Raw genomic sequence first — 19,623 nt, 5'->3', positions numbered from 1 at the left:
AGGGATTCCGGATGAAAAAACGGATATTCTGCCTCCTGTTGTGTTTGGCACTGATTCCTTTCACAGCCGGAGCAGAGGAAACGGCGGATTTCTTTGAAAAGATTGAGGCGGATACTGTCGGCAGGATTGTCCGGCGGTATGATTCGCCGACGCTGAAATACACGATTGAACGGTTTACCATGGAGGGCGAGAAGTGCTACCTGAGCCGGATCTGGGTTCAGGATCCTTCCCGCCAGATCCGGAAAGCCACGGCGGCCTGGAAGAAAAACATCAGCCGACCCGGGAATATCATCAAAAAGCTTCCGGAAGCAGCGCTGGCGGTGAATGGCAGCGGATTTGTGAGTCCCCTGTATCCGGAGATCCCGGAGAACTATCCGGGAACCAGCGAGGATTATTACTACACTCCGCTGGGCTCCCTGACGGTAACGGACGGGGAGGTTTTCCGCAACCTGGAGGGCGTGCCGTATTACGGCCTGGCGCTGGATGCGGACGGACTGCAGATGTATACCGGCGCGGACAACGGGGAAGTGCTGGCAACGGAACCCAGCCAGACCTGGTCCTTCTATGTGGGCTGCCCGATGCTGCGGAACAACGAGGACCTGCTGCCGGAAGAATGGAAATTTGCGGACCAGAAGGCCTCCCGGACGATCATCGGCCGACTGGACCGGAACAATTACCTGATCCTGACGGTGACCAAATCCAAGGGCAAGGGAGTATCCCTGCGCAGGGCACAGAAGTTCTTCCTGGAAAACTTTAATGCCGAATGGGTCTACAACCTGGATGGCGGGCAGAGCTATGCCCTGATGAGCCGCAAGCAGGGAAAGAAAAAAATAACCACCCTCGCCGGCGGAAGCGTGAGGGTGGTTGATGTGATGGGGTTTATGGAATAAGAATGCAGTTCTTATTCCGTAATGAAATACAGTCGATTGCGGCCAATGTGACAGAGGGACAGACCAACTGTCACGTTCCTTTGGAATGATGACAGTTGGTCTGTCCCTCTGTCACATCCCTGCGCTCCGCAGCCTTCACATTGTCTTTAATCATGAATTCTAAATATATCGCGCACCTGAAATCTTTCAGGTGCGCGATTGATTATCCGCGGCGTTTTTGACGATTTACGCGATGGACGGGACGGCCGGTGCCATGGCCGGAGGGGCGGGAATGCACCTGTCCGTCTCTGCCTATAGTCACTTTGCCGGTGGGGCGGGAGTGTACCTGTCCGTCGCGGCCGATGGTCACTTTACCCGTGGGCCTGGAATGAGCAGGACGTGCGGGCCGGGAAGCGGGCTTTGACGCCGCAACTACAGCCTGCCTCCGCTCCGCCAGCGCGTTGCCCTGCCGGTCCAGCCTGGCGGGCCGGGGTTCGCGGACCTTCGGCGGGGTGGGCGTGGTGACTTCCATGGGCCAGTCGCTTTCCTTCAGGGCCAGGCGCTTGCCGATAAGCTTTTCCACCTGGTTCAGCTGCTTCACCTCGTCGATGCAGCAGAAGGAGATGGCTTTGCCGGTTCTGCCGGCACGGCCGGTACGGCCGATCCGGTGGATATAGGCTTCCGGTTCCATGGGCATGTCATAGTTGAACACATGGCTGAGGCCGGCCACGTCGATGCCGCGGGCGGCAATGTCTGTGGCGACCAGCACCCTGCACTTGCCGCTGCGGAACAGGTTCAGGGCGGTCTGGCGAGCGTTCTGGCTCTTGTCCCCGTGAATGCCGGCGGCTTCGATGCCCTTGCGCTTGAGGTCCCGGACGATGCGGTCCACCCCGTGCTTGGTGCGGGAGAAGACCAGGGCGCTTTCCACGTCCGGGTCCTCCAGCAGCTGTGCCAGCAGGTGCTTTTTGTTGACCTTGTCCACGTAATACAGGCACTGGTCAATGGCGTCCACGGTGGAGGTAACCGGATCCACCTTCACGTTCTCCGGATCGGTCAGCAGGTCCAGGGCAAGCTTTTCCACTTCCGGCGGCATGGTGGCGGAGAAGAGCAGCGTCTGCCGCTCCTCCGGCAGGGTACGGACGATTTTGCGCACATCGTGGATGAAGCCCATATCCAGCATGCGGTCAGCTTCATCCAGCACGAAGATATCCACCCAGTCCAGGCGGACAAGTCCCTGGCCCATCAGGTCCAGGAGCCGGCCGGGACAGGCAATGACAATTTCCGCGCCCCGGTGGAGGGCTTCCACCTGGCCGCCCTGGCCGACGCCGCCGAAGATGACGGCGCTGTCCAGGCCTTCGCCCTTGCCGTAGAGCTGGAAGTTCTCCCAGGTCTGCATGGCAAGCTCCCGGGTGGGGGAGAGGATCAGGCAGCGGATCACCTTGGCGTTGCTCCGCTGCGGGGGGATCTCCTTCAGCCGCTGCAGGATGGGCAGGGCGAAGGCGGCAGTTTTGCCGGTGCCCGTCTGGGCGCAGCCCAGGACGTCCTTTCCCTCCAGAACCAGCGGGATGGTAGCCTGCTGGATGGGGGTCGGGGTTTCATAACCGGTATCGCGGATGTTTTTCAGAAGGGAAGGGGATAAACCGAGATCTTTAAATTCCATATATCAGATGAGTTCCTGCAATTCTGTAAATTCATAGCTGTGGGCAGCCGCCACGTTCCTGTTGGTCAGCTTCCCGGCATAGGTGTTGACGCCGGAACGGATCACTTCGCTCTTCCGGCAGGCTTCTTCCAGACCGACCGCAGCGATCTCCAGGCCGTATTTCACGGTGGCGTTGGTCAGGGCGATGGTGCTGGTCCGCGGTACGGCGCCGGGCATGTTGCCGACGCAGTAGTGAACCACGCCGTCCAGCTTGTAAACCGGATCGTCATGGGTGGTGACGTGGGAGGATTCGCCGCAGCCGCCCTGGTCGATAGCCACATCGACGAAGACCGCGCCGTCCTTCATTTCCTTCAGGTATTTCTGCTTGAACAGCTTCGGGGTGGAGCCGCCGGGGATCAGCACGGAGCCGATGACCAGGTCCGCGTCCTTCAGCACGCGTTCCACGTTGCTGTCATTGGAAACCAGGGTCTGAATATGGGCGCCGAACATGTTGTCCAGCTCCTCCAGCCGCTTCAGGCTGATATCCAGGATGGTGACGTTGGCGCCCATGCCGACGGCGATCTTGCAGGCGTTCATACCCACGGTGCCGCCGCCAAGGATGACCACGTTGGCCTTGGGGGTGCCGGGCACGCCGGCCAGCAGGATGCCTTCACCGCCGAACTTCTTCTCCAGGTACTTGGCGCCTTCCTGGATGGACAGGCGGCCGGCGATCTGGCTCATGGGAGCCAGCAGGGGCAGGGAGCGGTCCTTTTCCTGCAGGGTTTCATACGCCACGGCGTTGACCTTGCCCTTCAGCAGGGCGTCGGTCTGCTGCTTGTCGGCAGCCAGGTGCAGATAGGTGTAAAGGATCAGGCCGTCCCGGAAGAGGGGATATTCGCATTCCAGCGGCTCCTTGACCTTAACCATCATATCCACCAGGTGCCATACATCCGCGGCGTTGTCGATCAGGGAAGCGCCTGCGTCCACATATTCATTGTCGGTGAAACCGGAGCCGATGCCGGCACCCATTTCAATATACACATGATGTCCTGCTGCGATATAGGCGCGGACGTTGTCAGGGGTCAGGCCAACCCGGTATTCATTGTTCTTAATCTCTTTGACACAGCCGATCTTCATTTGCAATCTTCCTTTCCACTGCTTCGCAAAAGTAAGTTGTTATGCCAATAAAATAACAGAGCCGGCGAACAGGAACAAGTGACGGCTCTGTTTTTTTCCTGCACAGGAGATATTTTACAGACCCAGGATCCGGGCAGCTTTGAGGATACAGACCTGGGTTTTGGCGTCGGAGATCTTTCCGGCCATGACGTCTTCCACCAGTTCGGAAAGGGGAATGGTGTACACGTCCAGGAATTCATCCTCGTCCAGGTCCTGCTTTCCTTTATGCAGTCCCCGGGCCATATACATGGTGATGTACTCGTCGCTGTAGGCGGGAGCGGGATGGAAATCGCCGATTTCCGTCCACTCGTCCGCGGTGTAGCCGGTTTCCTCCCGCAGCTCCCGCTTGATGGCGGAGAGCCGGTCCTCATCCGGGGCGTCCAGCTTGCCGGCGGGGATCTCCAGGATGACCTTGTCCAGCGGATAACGGTACTGCCGCTCCATGATCACTTCGTTGTTCTCAGTGATCGGGATGACGCAGACCGCGCCGATATGGCGGATCACTTCCCGGATGGCGCTGCTGCCGTTGGAAAGGGTGACGGTGTCCCGCTTCACGTGAAGGACAATGCCGTTGAAGATGTCCTCGGAGGAGGCGGTCGTCTCGGAGAGACGATCAAATTCTCCGGAAAGGTCAAACTGCATGGATGCTCCTTTTAATTCAGAATTCAGAATTCATAATTCAGAATTAATGGCTGAACGGGCCTTCGGCCCTGACTGACAGAGCAGGAGACGGTGCAAACGTAATGAATAAAATCAACGAATCGGAATTCACAAATCACATTATGAATTATGAATTGTGAATTATGAATTATTCTTTCGGGGCAATCGTGGCCTTGATGCGGCGGACGCCGGCGGAAGAGGATTCTTCCTTGCGGATCTTGAAGGAGCCCAGGTCGCCGGTGTTGGCAGCGTGGGGACCACCGCAGATTTCGAAGGAATACTCGCCCATCTTGTAGGTCTTGACCTTCTCGCCGTACTTGCTCTCGAACAGGCCGATAGCGCCCTTTTCCTTGGCTTCCTGCACGGTCATCTCTTCCATGACGACCGGCACTTTGGCATCGATGGCCACATTGACCAGGCGTTCCACTTCGGCGATTTCTTCAGGGGTCATCTTCCGGCTGAAGGAGAAGTCGAAACGGAGACGCTCGGTGGTGATGTTGGAACCCTTCTGGGCAACTTCATCACCCAGAACCTTGCGCAGGGCAGCCTGCAGCAGGTGGGTGGCGGTGTGCAGCTTGGCGGTTTCTTCGTTCCGCTCGGTCAGACCGCCCTTGGCGGCGCCTTCCTGCTTACTGATGGCCTGGTGCTCCTTGAACGCTTCGGCGAAGCCGTTGGCGTCCACGGTGAGGCCTTCCTCGGCAGCCAGTTCTTCGGTCAGTTCCAGCGGGAAACCGTAGGTGTCGTAGAGACGGAAGGCCTGCTTGCCGCTGATTTCGGTTTCCGGCTTGTAGGACGGATCCTTCTGGGCCATGAACTCGTTCTTGCGGCGGATGCCGGTGATGCACTTGGTGAACTCCTTCATGCCGGTGGCCAGGGTCGCTTCGAAGCGGGCGGCTTCCTTCATGATTTCGTCCAGGATATAGTCTTTCTTTTCCACCAGCAGCGGATAGGCTTCATCGTAAATCTGCTCAATGAAGATCCGGCTGACCTCAGCCAGGACGGAGGATTCCAGACCCAGCTGGCGGGTGTAGCGGATGGCGCGGCGGAGCAGGCGGCGCAGGATGTAACCGGCGCCCACGTTGGAGGGCAGGATGCCCTTCACATCGCCGATGAGCATGGTGGAGGTGCGGATATGGTCCGCGATGATGCGCATAGCCTTCTGGGCTTCCGGATCATCATCGTAGCTCTTGCCGGACTTTTCTTCCAGGTGCTTGATGACCGGGATGAACAGGTCGGTCTTGTAGCCGTCGGTCACGCCGTTCAGGAAGGCCAGCATACGGTCGAGACCGAAGCCGGTATCCACGTTCTTGTTCGCCAGGGGAGAATAGCCGTCGGCGTTCTTGACGTACTGCATGTAAACGTCATTACCGATCTCGACATACCGTCCGCAGCCGCAGGCCGGCCCGCAGTTCGGGCCGCAGGGCTTGTTGTGACGGGGGTAGAACCACTCGTTGTCGGGACCGCAGGGGGTGCCGGTGGTGCCTTCCAGCTCCCACCAGTTATCGCTCTTGGGCAGGTAGAAGATGTGCTCCGGCAGGATGCCGACCTTCTTCAGCAGATCTGCGGTTTCATCATCCCGGGGAGCGGCGTCATTGCCTTCAAACACGGTGGAGCAGATTTCCTTGCTGTCCAGGCCGAAAACCTTGGTCAGCAGGTCGTAGCTCCACTGGGTTTTTTCCTGTTTGAAATAATCGCCCAGGGACCAGTTGCCCATCATCTCAAAGAAGGTGAAGTGGGTGGGGTCGCCGACGCTTTCAATATCCACCGTACGGACGCAGCCCTGCACGTTGCACAGGCGCTTCTTTCCGGACGGATGCTCCTTGCCCAGCAGATAAGGCATCAGGGGCTGCATGCCAGCCACGTTGAACATGACGCCGGTGGTCCCGTCGCCGATCAGCGAGACGGCTCCGATATTGATATGTCCCCGTTCTTCATAGAAACGGATCCAGGCATTTCTCAGTTCCTTGGACGTGATTCCTTTCATAACTCCCAACTCTCCTTTTGGTGATGAAGAATACAACCGTTTTCCCACACGGGCTGCAGCCTTTCCGGGCATGAGCGCCGTGACGTGCGCGATAACTTCAATATTATAGCAAACAGGGGATCGGTTTGCAAGGCTGCTTTTCCTGTGTTCTTTCGTGCTCAATCCGTTGACTTTCACCGTTTCTGGCAGATAATGGTATGGTAACAACAACACAGTTGCGGAGAGCTCAGCCGCATCTCCGGCAGAGCGCCGTGGCTGGTTATTTTTTTCGGAGGAATGGTATGAATTTAACTCAGAAGATTCTGAATGCCCACCTGGTTAGCGGAAAACCCGCGGCAGGCGAAGAGGTCTCCATCCGGATTGACCAGACCCTGACGCAGGACTCCACGGGAACCATGGCTTACCTGCAGTTTGAGGCTATGGGTATCGGCCGGGTCAGAACCATGAAGAGCGTAGCCTATATTGACCACAATACCCTGCAGACCGGCTTTGAAAACGCGGATGACCACCAGTACATCCAGAGCGTAACAAAGAAGCACGGCATCTTCTGCTCCAAGCCCGGCAACGGCATCTGCCACCAGGTGCACCTGGAACGCTTCGGCGTACCGGGACTGACCCTGCTGGGCAGCGACAGCCACACCCCCACCGGCGGCGGCATCGGCATGCTGGCCATCGGCGCGGGCGGCCTGGACGTGGCGGTGGCCATGGGCGGCGGCGCCTACTACCTGACCTACCCGAAGGTGGTCGGTATCCGCCTGAGCGGCAGCCTGCCCTACGGTGTGGCCGCCAAGGATATCATCCTGGAGGTGCTCCGCCGGCTGACCGTGAAGGGCGGCGTGGGCAAGGTAATGGAATACATCGGCGAGGGTGTGAAGACCCTGACGGTACCGGAACGCGCCACCATCGCGAACATGGGCGCGGAGCTGGGCGCCACCACCTCCGTATTCCCCAGTGACGAAGTGACCCGCGCCTTCCTGAAGGCCCAGGGCCGGGAAGCGGATTTCCGGGAACTGGCTGCGGACGCGGATGCTGAATATGATGATATCGTGGATATCGACCTGAATACCCTGGAGCCCCTGGTGGCTCAGCCCCATATGCCGGACAACGTGGACACCGTGAAGAACATCGGACCGATCAAGGTGGACCAGGTGTTCATCGGCAGCTGCACCAACTCCAGCTATCAGGATATGATGCGGGTGGCCCGGATCCTGAAGGGCAAGACCGTGCATCCGGACGTGAGCCTGGTGATCGGACCCGGATCCAAACAGGTGCTGACCATGCTGGCCCGCAACGGCGCGCTGGCGGATATGCTCGGTGCCGGTGCCCGGATCCTGGAGAGCGCCTGCGGCCCCTGCATCGGCATGGGTCAGAGCCCGAAGACCAACGCGGTCTCCGTGCGGACCAACAACCGGAACTTCTACGCCCGCAGCGGGACTGCCTCCGCGGGCATCTACCTGACCAGCTGCGAAACCGCGGCGGTAACCGCCCTGACCGGCGTGCTGACCGATCCCCGGACGCTGGACCTGGACCTGACGGTGGAACAGCCGAAGCAGTTTGAAGTAAACGACAACCTGGTGATCCCGCCGGTGGCGGAAGGCCAGGAGGATACTGTGGACGTGGTTCGCGGCCCGAACATCAAGCCCTTCCCGCTGGGACACGACCTGGAGAATGACGTCAGCGGCAAGGTCTTGCTGAAGATGGAAGACAACATCACCACAGACCATATCATGCCCAGCAACGCGAAACTGCTGCCCTTCCGCAGCAACATTCCGCACCTGGCTGATTTCTGCCTGACTCCTGTGGACGAAACCTTCCCGGCACGGGCCAAGGAAGAAAAGGGCGGTATTCTGGTAGCCGGCGCCAACTACGGCCAGGGCTCCAGCCGTGAGCACGCCGCACTGGTACCGCTGTACCTGGGCATCCGTGCCGTGGCGGCCAAGAGCTTTGCCCGCATTCACCAGGCGAACCTGATCAACAACGGCATCCTGCCCCTGACCTTCGCGGACGAGAAGGACTATGACCGGATCGACCAGGGCGATACCCTGAGCCTGCCGGGCGTCCGGGAAAAGATCGAAGCGGGCGAGGAAACCCTGGTGCTGAAGAACGAGACCAAGGGCGAGACCTACGCCGTGAAGATGCCGCTGACCGAGCGCCAGAAGGGCATGATCCTCTCCGGCGGACTGATCAACTACATCAGATCCAATGCTTAATGCGGAGACGTTTAAGGGTTAAATGAAATATGAGCCTGAAGGCTCATGTGAAATACGGCTTCGCCGTGTGAAATGTGGCTTCGCCACATGAAATATTCGACTTCGTCGAATGTGATGGATACTTTAAGCAAATAAAAAACACGGACGGGAGAATTTCCTGTCCGTGTTTTTTATTCAGTAGATTATGCCGGCTGGAGAAGGAGCATGACGTCGCTGTGGAATTCACAGCCGTCATGGGAGAACTCCGCTTTGCCGTGATATTTCTCGGCGGAGGTCCGGATGGACTTCAGACCGATGCCGCTGCCGCTATGGCGGCGGGACAGATATTTGCCGTTACGCTCTTTGACCAAGCCGTTGAAGGAATTGGTGGCCACGATATACAGCCGGTTATTCTGTACCAGGCCGGAAAGCAGCAGGCTGCGTTTTTCGGCGGGAATCTCCAGGGAGGCCGCGACGGCATTCTCCAGGATGTTGCCGATGATGGTGCACAGGTCCACATCCGAGACGGAAGTCTTCTGCGGGATATCAATGCGGAAGGAAATCGGGATAGCATTTTCCTTTGCCTTGCCCGCATAATAGTTCAGCAGGGCATTGAGAGCACGGTTTGAACAGTAATGGCGGGTTTCCGGAATGGGAAGCGCGTCATAATATTCATCAATATACTGGCCCAGCTGTTCATAGTTTCCTTCGTGATAAAGGTTCTTCATCGTCAGGATATTCTGGCGGAAGTCATGGCGGGTGCGGGCGAAGGATTCCATGTACTGCTGCTGGGACTCGAACTGACTTTCCTGCATTTCCAGCATTCTCATCCGCTCCCGGGTACGGGAAGCATTCAGGGCGCCCATGACGATCTGGTAATAGATGACACAGAGCATATTCCACAGGATAAGGAAGGTAAAAATGGAAAACAGGAAAGAACGAAAAACGTTGTTGACAAAAAGGGTCTCATATTTCAGTGGACGGATGAACAAATTGCAGATGATCATGACACCGGAAAAGGGCAGAGTCATATACCAGATCTTTTCCAGTTTCAGTTCGTCGATGAGCCGGCTGCCGTGACGGAAGAACGGGAAGAAAAGGATCCCCAAGGCGACAGTGTTGACACCCAATTGGATCAGGGCCGACTTCAGGCTGAGGGTATTGGCGCCGGAGGCAGGATCGAAAGAGGCCTCGATGGCACAGGTGAGATTGCAGAGAATGGCCATCAGGGCGGAAACAGACAGGAATACAGCCAGGGTCTTGCTGATAGGACACTTCAGGATATGCTGATAGACCACAAAAAAGACCAGCAGCATCGGAAAAAGAACATAGTTGATATCCAGCGAGAACTGGATCGTGACGAAGGCGGCCATGGGAAGAAGGAACGCGTTCAGTACTGCCAGGATGGCGACGGTTTTCTTCTGGCCGGGCTTCAGCTGATGGCGCATAGGCAGGAGGCACAGAACCTGGGCCGGGAGTACCATGACAAAGGAGAGCAGGGCTGCAATCACGGGCGGATTCCTCCTTCCGCCATGCTTTCACGGCGAATCCTGGAAAAAGTATAGTCGGTCCAGAGCTGCTCAATTGTGGCGCGGTTCCGGACGCTGACGGGAAGTCGGAGATCTCCCTGCAGGCAGCAGGTGTTGTCGGCAATATCAGTGATATAGTCCATATTGACGATGACTCCGCGGAGGACCTGGAGGAAGCGGCCATCCTGCTCCAGCTTGGACCAGACGGAAGAAAGCGTCATCCGGGTACGGTATTCTTTTTTCTGGCGGCTGTGAATAACCAGGTAGTTCCGGTCCGCCGTAAGACAGACCAGGTCACTGTAGGGGAGACTGATTTCCGTTTTGCCGGCGGTAAACCGGAGGGTCGGGAACGTATCACGGATATGTCCGCGAAGCAGACGGTCCATGACCCGGAAAACGGCCTCAGGTCCTTCGTCCTTGTTGATATAGTCATAGACGTGCCAGTGGATGGCCTCGGCCTGATGCTCATTGCTGGTGGTCAGGAAAACCAGGCAGACCTCCTCGTCTATTTCGCGGATTCTGGCGGCGGTTTCAATCCCTGAGATTCCATTCATGTAGACGTCCAGGAAGATAAGAGAAAAATGCTGTGAGGAGAGAGCTTCCAGAAGCTCCTCACCGCCGGAATATGTATGCAGGTCAAAATGAAGACCGTTCCTGTCGGCGTATTCATTCAGGGTTTCCGACAGTTTTGCCAGGGCATCCGGCCTGTCATCTGTGAGCGCAATGTGCATTCCGTTTCCTCCTTCTCCGATAAACACACGGGAGACAGTATACCACTCGTCCCAGATTTTTGCCACTCGTCCCATTTTTATTGATTTCAGAAAGCGATTTTTGTATGATTTTTGCCGTTGTGTGAGCTGTAAGGCTCGAAAAAAGGGACGAGGTCCCGAAGGAAAGAGGAAAACAAAATGAAAAAGCTGGTTGTACTGATCCTGGCACTCTGCATGCTGTGCTCTGTCGCGTTCGCGAATGAGCTGACCTGGGCTTCCGTGGAAGAAGCTGCTTCCCAGATCGCCGGTGAATTCAAGACCTTTGATGAAATCAGCGTGAAAATCTGGATCCCCGAAGTGCTGCAGGCCGTTGAACTGAGCGATGAAGACCGTGAAAGCGGCTACATCGGCTACTACATGACCGAAGACCAGAGTGCTGCTGTTGCTGTTCAGTACGTGAATATGGAAGGTATGAGCCTGGAAGAATATGAAGCTCAGCTGAAGGAAGACAGCGAAGTTTCCGACATCGAAGCCGGTACCGTGAACGGCCTGCCCGCCCTGAGCTACGCGATCAAGGATAAGGACACCGGCGTCGTGGCCTTCACCACCGAGATGGGTTATATCCTGGAAGTGGCCTGTGGTCCTGTGTCCAACGAAGGATTTGCTCAGATGGTCGGCATCATCCTGAGCTCCATCCAGGGCTGCTGAGCAAGGCAAATCCCATATACCTGATTATGACAGGATGCACCGCATATACGGTGCATCCTGTTTTCATTGCAATGAAACCGCAAAACCGGTATAATACACGGGAAAAGACAGACAGGAGGGATCACCTGAATGACGATTTCCGCAGCGTTGAAAGACGCGTTTCGGGCATACAAGGAGCATTTCGGAAACACGGTCAAATTCCTGATCGTGGAGGCCTGCATTACCCTGGCGGCCCTGACGCCGCTGCTGTTCCTGACGGACAGCAGCCTGATGGTGTTTGCCCTGCTGGCTGTTCCGTTCTGGATGCTGCTGGTTTTCTGGGGACGGGTGAACGCGGCCTCAGCCATGCGGGATGCCCTGAGAGGTGGGAGCTTGTTCAGCATCCGGCTGATTGATCCCTCCGAATATGGAAAGAAGCTGGCATACGGACTGAAGCGGATGCTGATGCTGTTGTTCTGGAGCGTGCCGCTGATTGCCTGCCTGGTGATCGCCAAGATTCATTATTCCGGGGATATGGACGGGTTTACCCTGCTGCGGGGGATTAAGGACTTCGGCGGCGGGGAACTGATGACCGGCGTTCTGTACCTGATTGCCATTTTTGTCGGCGCGGTACTCCTGGTGGCCTTTGGCTGCGCTTTCCACAGCGGAGACCGGCACGCGTTTATCCGGAACAATCCGAAGATGCTGCGCGGCCATCACGGGAAGATCGTCCTGTGCTGGCTGTGCTCACTGATTACCTTGCTGCCGATCATTATTGCGATTGTTGCGGTGATCATCCGCTACCTGCCGGTGCTGCAGGACCTGAACGGTCTGGTGATGAAGACGGTCAGCCTGCCCTCCACCAAGGTGTCCCTGATTATCCTGGCTGTGGGCGGAGTACTGACTATTCCGCTGCTGCCGCTGCGTTCCCTGATTCCCGCGGCGTTTGTGAACGGACTGGAGAAGGAGTAATACCGGTATCATGAAAATGAGGCTGGACCGCTGGCTGGCTACGCTTTCCGTCGGCAGCCGCAGTGAGGTTAAACAATGGATCCGCGGCGGACAGGCCGCGGTGAATGGGCGGGTCATCCGGGATCCCGCCCTTTCTTTTGAGACGGAACAGGACAGCCTGACGCTGAACGGCAAAGCACTGGACGGACGGGTCGTCCGCCATGTGATGCTGCACAAGCCTGCCGGGCTGCTGACCGCGGCGCGGGACGCCAAGCAGCCTACGGTGATGGACCTGCTGCCGCCGGTGTACCGGAGCATTGGATGCATGCCGGTGGGCAGGCTGGACAAGGACACTACCGGACTGCTGGTGCTGACCTGCGACGGGGAACTGAACCACCGGCTGCTGAGCCCGGGACGCCATGTGGACAAGCGCTACAGGGCGCTGGTGGAAGGCGAACTGGAAGAGAAGGATATTGAAACCTTTGCTTCCGGGATGGATCTGGGAGATTTCACCGCCCAGCCCGCGAAGCTGACGATCCTGAGACCGTCCGTGGCGGAGGTGATTATCTCCGAAGGAAAGTTCCACCAGGTGAAACGGATGTTCTCCGCGGTGGGGCATGAAGTGCTGGAACTGCACCGCTGTGCTTTCGGTCCGCTGGAACTGGATCCGGAACTGGCGGAAGGACAATGGCGGGAACTGACAGACGAGGAGCTGAAAGCCCTGCGGCAGGCCGCAGGCATGGGGGAAGTATGAACGATCATTATTATACCCGGGTGCCGCAGAGCGAATCGAGACCGGTAGGGTGTGAGTATACCTACCGGGGGATTCCGCTGAGCTTCCAGACGGATGCGGGAGTATTCTCCAAGGGAGAAGTGGATACCGGTACGCGGCTGCTGCTGGAGGCGCTGCCGGAAGAAATGAAGGGTGATGTCCTGGACCTGGGCTGCGGCTGGGGCGTGATCGGGATTTCGATTGCGCGAAAATGGCCGGAAACCCGGGTGACCATGGCGGACGTGAACACGAGGGCGCTGGACCTGAGCCGAGAGAACGCGAAGCGGAACCGGGTTGAGGTTACCTGTATTGAAAGCGACGGTATGGCGGCCGTGGAAGGGCAGACCTTTGACGCAGTGGTGACCAACCCGCCGATCCGGGCAGGGAAACAGGTGATCTACAAGATGTTCGCGGACGCGGCGAAGAGCCTGAACCCCGGCGGCGCGCTGTATCTGGTGATCAGGAAACAGCAGGGCGCGGAAAGCTGTATGAAGTACCTGCAGACATTGTATGACAGTGTGGAGAAGCTGGATAAATCAGCGGGATTCTGGGTGCTTAAAGCAATGAATTGCGATCGCTGTTAACAAAGTTCCGTTCGACAGTGTCTCCGGAACTTTGACAGCTGTAGCATGGCAGCTGTTACCCAAATCATAGATTTGGACAGCTGCTCAAATGAAGAATGTAAAATGAAGAATGAATACTGAAAAGGCCCTCATGTTGGTAAAACATGAAGGCCTTTTCGGTTGAACGGAAGGATCAGCCATTGCCAGCCAGACCGGAGTCATAAACCAGGTCTTCAATAACTCCCGTTAACAGATTAATCGTTACCCAATACTGACCATCTTTCTCCGTAAAATTATCCCCAGAGAAAGTGGCACCCTCTTTCTGCCACAGGCAGTAACAGAGATTGATCAGCGGTTCATCATTCTCATATGACGCATAAATCATATCCGGTTGATATTCAAGCTTGTCGGCCTGTTCTTTTGTCAGCGTATATTCCTGGATGATGGCTTCTTTTCCGACATCCGCGGCCTGTTCCACTGTGATCTTCCCACGGCTTTCAGCTTCTGCAATTTCCGCAAGGCGCTGCTTTTCATCTTCTTCCACTTCTGCCAAGGCATGTTCCCATTCCGCCTGGTCCTCTTCTGTCCACTCCTCATCGTCAATCTGTCCGTCTGCCAGGCGGGGATTGGGTGAGTAATCAGGGCTGGGGATGATTCCCAGTTCCATGAGCTGCTGCATTGCATTTCCATAATCATAGGAGATTATATGCAGCTGATCGGGGCCATAGGCTTCGGCGGACAGACCGCCGGAAGTATCTTTGCCTTCATTGGACCAGCTTACCGTTGCTTTGGGTCCATCGACCATCACAGTATATTCACCGATTCTGGATACGGGTCCAACATCATTGGTAGTGCTGTAAACAACGGTGGTTGTTCCGTCTTCGTTCTCTTTTACGTCACGCCAGAACAGACTGAGCAAATCCGGGGTGATACCATACTGGTCTTCCATAGCCTGATTGGAGATGCGAACCGCATCATATTTAGGGGAAAAGATCAGTCCGGCGGCCAGTGCGGTTACGCTCAGGCAGACAATCGCGGCGATCAGAATAAATGTAGTGGAAAACTTCTTCACAGGCTTTTCCTCCTCGTTGAGAGCATGAAGCACCCTTTGGCGCTTCCGCTCGTCCCATACGAGCCCGGAAAGGTTCTGGTCAACGAGCTCCTGAAATTCATTGTTCTTCATTGTAATACCACTCCTTTAACCTGTCCCGTAAAAGTTCATTCGCTTTATTCAATCGGGACCGGACCCTGCCGTCGGATAATCCCAGCGCGCTTGCGACTTCCTTCAGTTTGAGTCCTTCGTAATACCGGAGAAGGATCACTTCCCGGTACTTTGCAGGCAGATGCATGACCTCGGTCAATACTGTGTTATCCGGAAACTCAAAAACAGCAGGCTGTTCGGGCAGCGTGTCGATATCTGTTGACCGGCTGTGGTGGCGGAACCAGGCGGATTTCAGCATGTCACGGCTGACGTTGATTGCGATGGCTGTCAGCCATGTCTTTTCTGAACTCTCTCCGCGATAATTGTCTGAATGCCGGTATGCCCTGATGAATGTTTCCTGCACAGCGTCCTGCGCAAGATCCGCGTCCTTCAGATAGAGAGCGCACATTCTCAATAGGCTGCTGCCGTACTGTTCCATCAGCCGCTCGATTTCAAAGCGGCTGCTTTCCTGGATTCCCTGGGACACAGTACCAACTCCTTTCACCTATTAGACGAGGCAGGACGATAAAGCTGCATTTTTTCCTGAATCTTTTTTCAAAAGCATTATACCCAACGAAACAGAAGTGTATCAGCTTCCGGGATGGCTTTGTTGTATTCTTTTGCCTTTTTTGTGATATTAAAAAAATAGCCTCATGTTTAATAAACAACATGAGGCTTTGAGTGCCTTTATTTGTGAATGATTCAGCGTTCCACAAACTCCAGGGTATAAGGGGTAAAGAGTTCTCCTGTGCCGGAATCCCGCGGCTGGATGGTGTAACTACTGCCAATCTGAGTTATAGGAATCATTTCCCTGATCAGCAGATGCATCCATTCTTCAGCATCGCTGAATCTATCCAGATTCTTCCATTCATTTGTCATGCAGGGAAGCTCTTTGCCTTCCTGATCCAACACGTGGAACCAGGGACTGCCGTGGAGCGGCAGGGTGATGGAAGGAACTGAACAGCCTTCCTCATCCTCTACCATGGAGTTTTCATATTCTTCCGGATCATAATCATCTTCCACTTCAATTTCAAAGTAGCTGCCCATATCTGTACGGGTGATCCGTGCGGAAAGAACCTTGTAGTTTTCCAATTTGATCGGCAGGTTGGTTGCTTCATAGATACGGGCTTTGGCAATCTGGACGGGCAGAGTCACATTGTAGGGTACCGTTTCAGCAACAGGCATGATAAAATCATCATTCAGAACGAATTCATCAAGCGAGAATCCAGCGGAGATTGTCATGGAATCGCCAAGTTCCATCTCATCAATAAAGAAAGTAATATCCATAGAAATGGAGCAAGCTGAATCATAGCGCTTGACCAGGTTTTCCATCATTTCATACCGCTGTCCGCCGGTTTCAACAACCATCTGGGAGGGATTGAGGACATACACCTGCGGGGCTGCCGCACGTTCGGCGGCGAAAGGCAGGGTACTCAGATCTTTATCCCAGTCAAATCCCCAGAGCAGGGAGCCTTTTTCAGGATCAGCAGTACAGGTAACCAGCATATGAACGGAGCGACCGTCGCACACAGCCTCATCTACCCGGATCTCTTTCAGAATTCCGGTTTTGGCATAATCGACTTTCACATCCGGTTTCTGAATCTGTACTTCACCAATGTCTTTAGCGTGCAGGAAGTTCAGGATGTCCCCGCCGAAGGCAAGGGCTGTGGCCATCAGGACAAGAATCAGGGCAAAAGCGATTATTACGGATCGCGGAATGATGCGTTTCATTTGATGTTCCTCCGTTTTTGTCTGCAGCGCGCGCTGAACGGAGCGCTCGAAGGCTTCCGGTGCAGGCTCAAAGCAGTCTTTCCAATTCAATTCTTTCATCCTTCACACCTCCTCTTCCAGCAGAACGCGTAATGTGGTTCTCGCCCGATGCAATCGCTGTTTGACAGTGCCCTCGGGGCAGTGAAGTATATGCGCGGTTTCACGCAGGGAAAAGCCGTCGATATAGTAGAGTGTAACGGCGAGCCGCAGCTTTTCGGGAAGCTGCATCACAGCACTGTGAAGCGCTTCATCCCGCAGGCGGGTGTCGACGTCATCCGGTTGTTCGATCTCAATCTCTTCCACGGTTACTTCACGCCAATGTGAGCGGCACAGGCGTTTGCATTCGTTGACGAGGATGCGCATGATCCATGCGTTAAAAAGGCTTTCATCGCGCAGCTGCGGGAGCTTGCGCCAGGCTTTCCATACGCATTCCTGCACGGCATCCTGCCGGTCCTGGGGGCTGTGCAGCAGGCTGGCGGATACCCGGTACATCTTCTGGGTAAGTGCGGTTACCTGCTGCTCGAATTCAAATTCAGTCATGGGCGCCCTTTCCTTTCCTGTATCGGCCGATACACCCTATAGACACATTCACCGGGGAAAAGGTTCGATTTTTCAAAAAGTTTTTGTTCCGGATAGATAACGAAAGAAGAATTACCGGCGTTCCGCCTGCGCGGAACTTACATCAATAACAGGCGGAAATGTGCTTTGATATTGTTATTCAAAAGCCCAAACCGGATACCGTCATTTGCGGTATCCGGTTTGGGCTGGACACGGCAGATGAAAAAACAATTGAAATACATAAATGCATGTTTCAAATGACGGGAGATTCGTTGTCTATATAGATGCAGGATATTGTTGGAGGGAATAACAGATGAAATGGTACAAAAGAATGCACTGCCGGGCATCACTGCTTCTTTGCGTGATGCTGGTTTTTGCGTTCTGTATCGTGAGCGCCAGGGCGGAGGAACATATCAGCAAACGGATTGCTACGCTGGGCGAATCATACATGGATATTGATATGGATGTGCCGGCTGAACCGCCCGCAACAGTGCCCCGGATGAAACTGGAACGAATCTGTTTTGATAAAACCAAAATCAGAGAATTAATCAAAAAGTACAGTATTGCTCCTCAAACGGGAGAAGAATGGGTTTGTGAGATCGGAAGCAAACTGAATCCTGATTATGAATTGTATTTCTGTGAGGAATCTGGTGCTTATGACAGTATAGCTGTTGATCTATATGCACCGCATATTCTGATGGATGAAACAGACGAAGGCCAGTGTAGGGCTGATGCAACAGTCAAGGCATTCCTAGATGAATTGGGACTCGTCTATGAGTATCCATTTTATTATGTTGCCCCGATGGAGGAGAATGCAGGCGATGTGCGGTTAATAGAAATTGTAGCCAGGCTTACCATTGATGGGATGCCCTGTAATACAACGATCGGATGGACGCGTGATTCTAATAGCATGGGGGATGGAGATCCTACGCCGGGAGCTTTTTTCATTGTGACTGAAAATGGTGAATTGGCAACGGCTATTATCAGAAACCCTGTGAAGGTAATCAAAACTAAGGAAGACCAAACAATGATCAAGAGTTGGAATGCTGTTCTTGAGGATAATAAGGGATTGATCATGGAACAGTTTGGCACCAGAGAAGATGCTGGGGCAACTCTGACGCTGAAACAGGTTGAATTTGTGCTGATGGTTGACGCCCATCAAATAGCTTATCCTGCATGGGCTTATTATTTTGACTGCTATGTACCTGCGGATCCAAACAGTTCGGGTCCTTTTTCATACGACTTACTACTGACCTATAACGCCGGAACGGGACAAGAAGTGTGGCGATGCATTGAATGATTAAGAGTTCCCAGAAAGTTGAAATGAATGCTAAAGGAGAGAGAGAAAGTGTCCTGGAAAATTCGCATTTGGTCTGCTTTATTGATCGGTCTGACAATTCAGCTTGTCTGCGGCTGCATAATAACTGCAGGCGCAGAAACACACATCAGCAAACGGATTGCAACCCTGGGTGAATCATACATAGATATTGATGTGGATGCGCCGGCTGAGCCGCCTGCGACTGTGCCCCAGATAAAGGTGGAACGGGTAAGATTTAAACGGAAAGAAATCAAGGAAGTGCTGGACAAGTATCGTCCTGCTCCGCAAAAGGGAGAATCATGGCAATTTGAGATCAGCAGCAGCCTGAATCCGGATTTCGGACTGATCTGGTGCGAGGAAAACGGTTTATACGGGCCTTTCTGGTGTTATGAAGATGCGCTACATACACCGCTGGATGAAACAGATGAAAGCCTGCGCATTGCGGATATGACGGCCAGGGCATTCCTGGATGAACTTGGGCTCCCTTATGAATATCCGTTCTATGTGGTTGCTCCCATGGGAAAAGAGGGCAGGGACGCAGAACTGATCAGAATTGCAGCACGGCTTACCCTTGACGGTATTCCTTGCAATACGACCATCGGATGGACGCGCTACTCAAACGGCGGCGGAAACGGGGATGCCACTCCCGGCGCGTTCCTGACGATGACCCGGGACGGAAAACTGGGAATGGCGATTATCCGGAATCCTGTCAAAATAATTGAGTGCCTGGATGACACGATACCGATCAGAGACTGGGAATCAATCCTTGAGGCAGATAAAGAAAGAATTATGGACAGGTTCTGTACGGGAGAAAACGCCGGTTCGACCTTTACCCTGAAGCAGGTACAGTTTGTAATGATGGTTGACGCACGACAGAACGCGTATCCGGCATGGACCTATATCTTTGATCGCTATATGCCTGCGAATAACAACCGTGATTCATATACTTATCATTACCAGATAACCTATGACGCCTGGACGGGCGAACCGGTATGGTAACGCAGTATGGAAAAAATAAAAATGCATGTTGCGTTTTAGGGATATCGC

The 19,623-nt window shown here is 54.8% G+C and carries 18 protein-coding genes; 8 read left to right on the top strand and 10 right to left on the bottom strand.

Annotated elements, in window-relative coordinates:
• Positions 1-11 precede the first annotated feature (11 nt).
• The gene (locus tag JRC49_06210) at positions 12-890 is read left to right on the top strand and encodes a phosphodiester glycosidase family protein (protein ID QTE72402.1); all 879 of its coding nucleotides are present in this window, start codon (positions 12-14) and stop codon (positions 888-890) included.
• Between the two features lie 202 nt (positions 891-1,092).
• Here JRC49_06210 and JRC49_06205 read toward each other — a convergent pair whose 3' ends face one another.
• The 4 genes from JRC49_06205 to JRC49_06190 form a co-directional block, all read right to left on the bottom strand.
• Entirely contained in the window at positions 1,093-2,529 is a 1,437-nt protein-coding gene (locus JRC49_06205) for a DEAD/DEAH box helicase (protein ID QTE72401.1), read from the bottom strand.
• A 3-nt stretch (positions 2,530-2,532) separates the two neighbouring features.
• Positions 2,533-3,645 carry an alanine dehydrogenase gene (gene ald / locus JRC49_06200; GenBank protein ID QTE72400.1) on the bottom strand — a complete coding sequence of 371 codons (1,113 nt, stop codon included), beginning with the start codon at positions 3,643-3,645 and terminating at the stop codon, positions 2,533-2,535.
• 114 nt (positions 3,646-3,759) lie between these two features.
• Complete coding sequence (locus tag JRC49_06195) at positions 3,760-4,326, bottom strand: NUDIX hydrolase (GenBank protein QTE72399.1); 567 nt, start codon at positions 4,324-4,326, stop codon at positions 3,760-3,762.
• Between the two features lie 166 nt (positions 4,327-4,492).
• Complete coding sequence (locus tag JRC49_06190) at positions 4,493-6,319, bottom strand: alanine--tRNA ligase (protein QTE72814.1); 1,827 nt, start codon at positions 6,317-6,319, stop codon at positions 4,493-4,495.
• A 206-nt stretch (positions 6,320-6,525) separates the two neighbouring features.
• On the opposite strand from JRC49_06190, the gene JRC49_06185 reads away from it, so the two are divergent.
• Positions 6,526-8,538 carry an aconitate hydratase gene (locus tag JRC49_06185; GenBank protein ID QTE72398.1) on the top strand — a complete coding sequence of 671 codons (2,013 nt, stop codon included), beginning with the start codon at positions 6,526-6,528 and terminating at the stop codon, positions 8,536-8,538.
• Positions 8,539-8,720: 182 nt separating this feature from the next.
• Here JRC49_06185 and JRC49_06180 read toward each other — a convergent pair whose 3' ends face one another.
• Complete coding sequence (locus tag JRC49_06180; GenBank protein ID QTE72397.1) at positions 8,721-10,028, bottom strand: sensor histidine kinase; 1,308 nt, start codon at positions 10,026-10,028, stop codon at positions 8,721-8,723.
• On the bottom strand, positions 10,025-10,777 hold the full coding sequence (locus tag JRC49_06175) for a response regulator transcription factor (GenBank protein ID QTE72396.1): 753 nt from the start codon (positions 10,775-10,777) through the stop codon (positions 10,025-10,027). The genes JRC49_06180 and JRC49_06175 overlap by 4 nt, the downstream gene beginning before the upstream one ends.
• Before the next feature lie 177 nt (positions 10,778-10,954).
• Between JRC49_06175 and JRC49_06170 the strand changes: the two genes are divergently transcribed.
• The 4 genes from JRC49_06170 (at position 10,955) to JRC49_06155 (ending at position 13,750) form a co-directional block, all read left to right on the top strand.
• A complete protein-coding gene (locus JRC49_06170) occupies positions 10,955-11,464 on the top strand; it encodes a hypothetical protein (GenBank protein QTE72395.1) in 510 nt (169 codons plus the stop codon).
• Positions 11,465-11,593: 129 nt separating this feature from the next.
• The gene (locus JRC49_06165) at positions 11,594-12,415 is read left to right on the top strand and encodes a hypothetical protein (protein QTE72394.1); all 822 of its coding nucleotides are present in this window, start codon (positions 11,594-11,596) and stop codon (positions 12,413-12,415) included.
• A gap of 10 nt (positions 12,416-12,425) precedes the next feature.
• A complete protein-coding gene (locus JRC49_06160; protein ID QTE72393.1) occupies positions 12,426-13,148 on the top strand; it encodes an rRNA pseudouridine synthase in 723 nt (240 codons plus the stop codon).
• Positions 13,145-13,750, top strand: coding sequence for a class I SAM-dependent methyltransferase (locus JRC49_06155; GenBank protein QTE72392.1), 606 nt, complete (start codon positions 13,145-13,147; stop codon positions 13,748-13,750). The genes JRC49_06160 and JRC49_06155 overlap by 4 nt, the downstream gene beginning before the upstream one ends.
• Before the next feature lie 172 nt (positions 13,751-13,922).
• Here JRC49_06155 and JRC49_06150 read toward each other — a convergent pair whose 3' ends face one another.
• The 4 genes from JRC49_06150 to JRC49_06135 all read right to left on the bottom strand — a co-directional run bounded on the left by JRC49_06150 (position 13,923) and on the right by JRC49_06135 (position 17,240).
• Positions 13,923-14,912, bottom strand: a complete 990-nt coding sequence (locus JRC49_06150) for a hypothetical protein (protein QTE72391.1) — start codon at positions 14,910-14,912, stop codon at positions 13,923-13,925.
• Positions 14,899-15,369: a sigma-70 family RNA polymerase sigma factor gene (locus tag JRC49_06145; protein ID QTE72813.1), complete on the bottom strand. Its 471-nt coding sequence runs from the start codon at positions 15,367-15,369 to the stop codon at positions 14,899-14,901. The genes JRC49_06150 and JRC49_06145 overlap by 14 nt, the downstream gene beginning before the upstream one ends.
• Positions 15,370-15,632: 263 nt before the next feature.
• Positions 15,633-16,760 (bottom strand): hypothetical protein, encoded by a 1,128-nt coding sequence (locus tag JRC49_06140; protein QTE72390.1) that lies wholly within the window; start codon positions 16,758-16,760, stop codon positions 15,633-15,635.
• A gap of 3 nt (positions 16,761-16,763) precedes the next feature.
• Entirely contained in the window at positions 16,764-17,240 is a 477-nt protein-coding gene (locus JRC49_06135) for an RNA polymerase sigma factor (protein QTE72389.1), read from the bottom strand.
• Between the two features lie 331 nt (positions 17,241-17,571).
• Here JRC49_06135 and JRC49_06130 point away from each other — a divergent pair, with 331 nt between their 5' ends.
• Entirely contained in the window at positions 17,572-18,558 is a 987-nt protein-coding gene (locus JRC49_06130) for a hypothetical protein (GenBank protein QTE72388.1), read from the top strand.
• Positions 18,559-18,606: 48 nt separating this feature from the next.
• Positions 18,607-19,575 (top strand): hypothetical protein, encoded by a 969-nt coding sequence (locus JRC49_06125; protein QTE72387.1) that lies wholly within the window; start codon positions 18,607-18,609, stop codon positions 19,573-19,575.
• Positions 19,576-19,623 lie beyond the last annotated feature (48 nt).

It is taken from the genome of Clostridiales bacterium FE2011, from assembly GCA_017569305.1.
Lineage (GTDB): Bacteria > Bacillota > Clostridia > Christensenellales > Aristaeellaceae > Aristaeella.
Note: the sequence above shows the minus strand (reverse complement) of the source record. Positions and strands in the feature narration are given on the sequence as shown.

Bases quoted from the DNA above. Each gene is read 5' to 3' on its own strand.
- JRC49_06210 (QTE72402.1), top strand. From the start codon at position 12: ATGAAAAAACGGATATTCTGCCTCCTGTTGTGTTTGGCACTGATTCCT.
- JRC49_06205 (QTE72401.1), bottom strand. From the start codon at position 2,529: ATGGAATTTAAAGATCTCGGTTTATCCCCTTCCCTTCTGAAAAACATC.
- ald (QTE72400.1), bottom strand. From the start codon at position 3,645: ATGAAGATCGGCTGTGTCAAAGAGATTAAGAACAATGAATACCGGGTT.
- JRC49_06195 (QTE72399.1), bottom strand. From the start codon at position 4,326: ATGCAGTTTGACCTTTCCGGAGAATTTGATCGTCTCTCCGAGACGACC.
- JRC49_06185 (QTE72398.1), top strand. From the start codon at position 6,526: ATGGTAACAACAACACAGTTGCGGAGAGCTCAGCCGCATCTCCGGCAG.
- JRC49_06175 (QTE72396.1), bottom strand. From the start codon at position 10,777: ATGCACATTGCGCTCACAGATGACAGGCCGGATGCCCTGGCAAAACTG.
- JRC49_06170 (QTE72395.1), top strand. From the start codon at position 10,955: ATGAAAAAGCTGGTTGTACTGATCCTGGCACTCTGCATGCTGTGCTCT.
- JRC49_06165 (QTE72394.1), top strand. From the start codon at position 11,594: ATGACGATTTCCGCAGCGTTGAAAGACGCGTTTCGGGCATACAAGGAG.
- JRC49_06160 (QTE72393.1), top strand. From the start codon at position 12,426: ATGAAAATGAGGCTGGACCGCTGGCTGGCTACGCTTTCCGTCGGCAGC.
- JRC49_06155 (QTE72392.1), top strand. From the start codon at position 13,145: ATGAACGATCATTATTATACCCGGGTGCCGCAGAGCGAATCGAGACCG.
- JRC49_06150 (QTE72391.1), bottom strand. From the start codon at position 14,912: ATGAAGAACAATGAATTTCAGGAGCTCGTTGACCAGAACCTTTCCGGG.
- JRC49_06145 (QTE72813.1), bottom strand. From the start codon at position 15,369: ATGGAACAGTACGGCAGCAGCCTATTGAGAATGTGCGCTCTCTATCTG.
- JRC49_06140 (QTE72390.1), bottom strand. From the start codon at position 16,760: ATGAAAGAATTGAATTGGAAAGACTGCTTTGAGCCTGCACCGGAAGCC.
- JRC49_06135 (QTE72389.1), bottom strand. From the start codon at position 17,240: ATGACTGAATTTGAATTCGAGCAGCAGGTAACCGCACTTACCCAGAAG.
- JRC49_06130 (QTE72388.1), top strand. From the start codon at position 17,572: ATGAAATGGTACAAAAGAATGCACTGCCGGGCATCACTGCTTCTTTGC.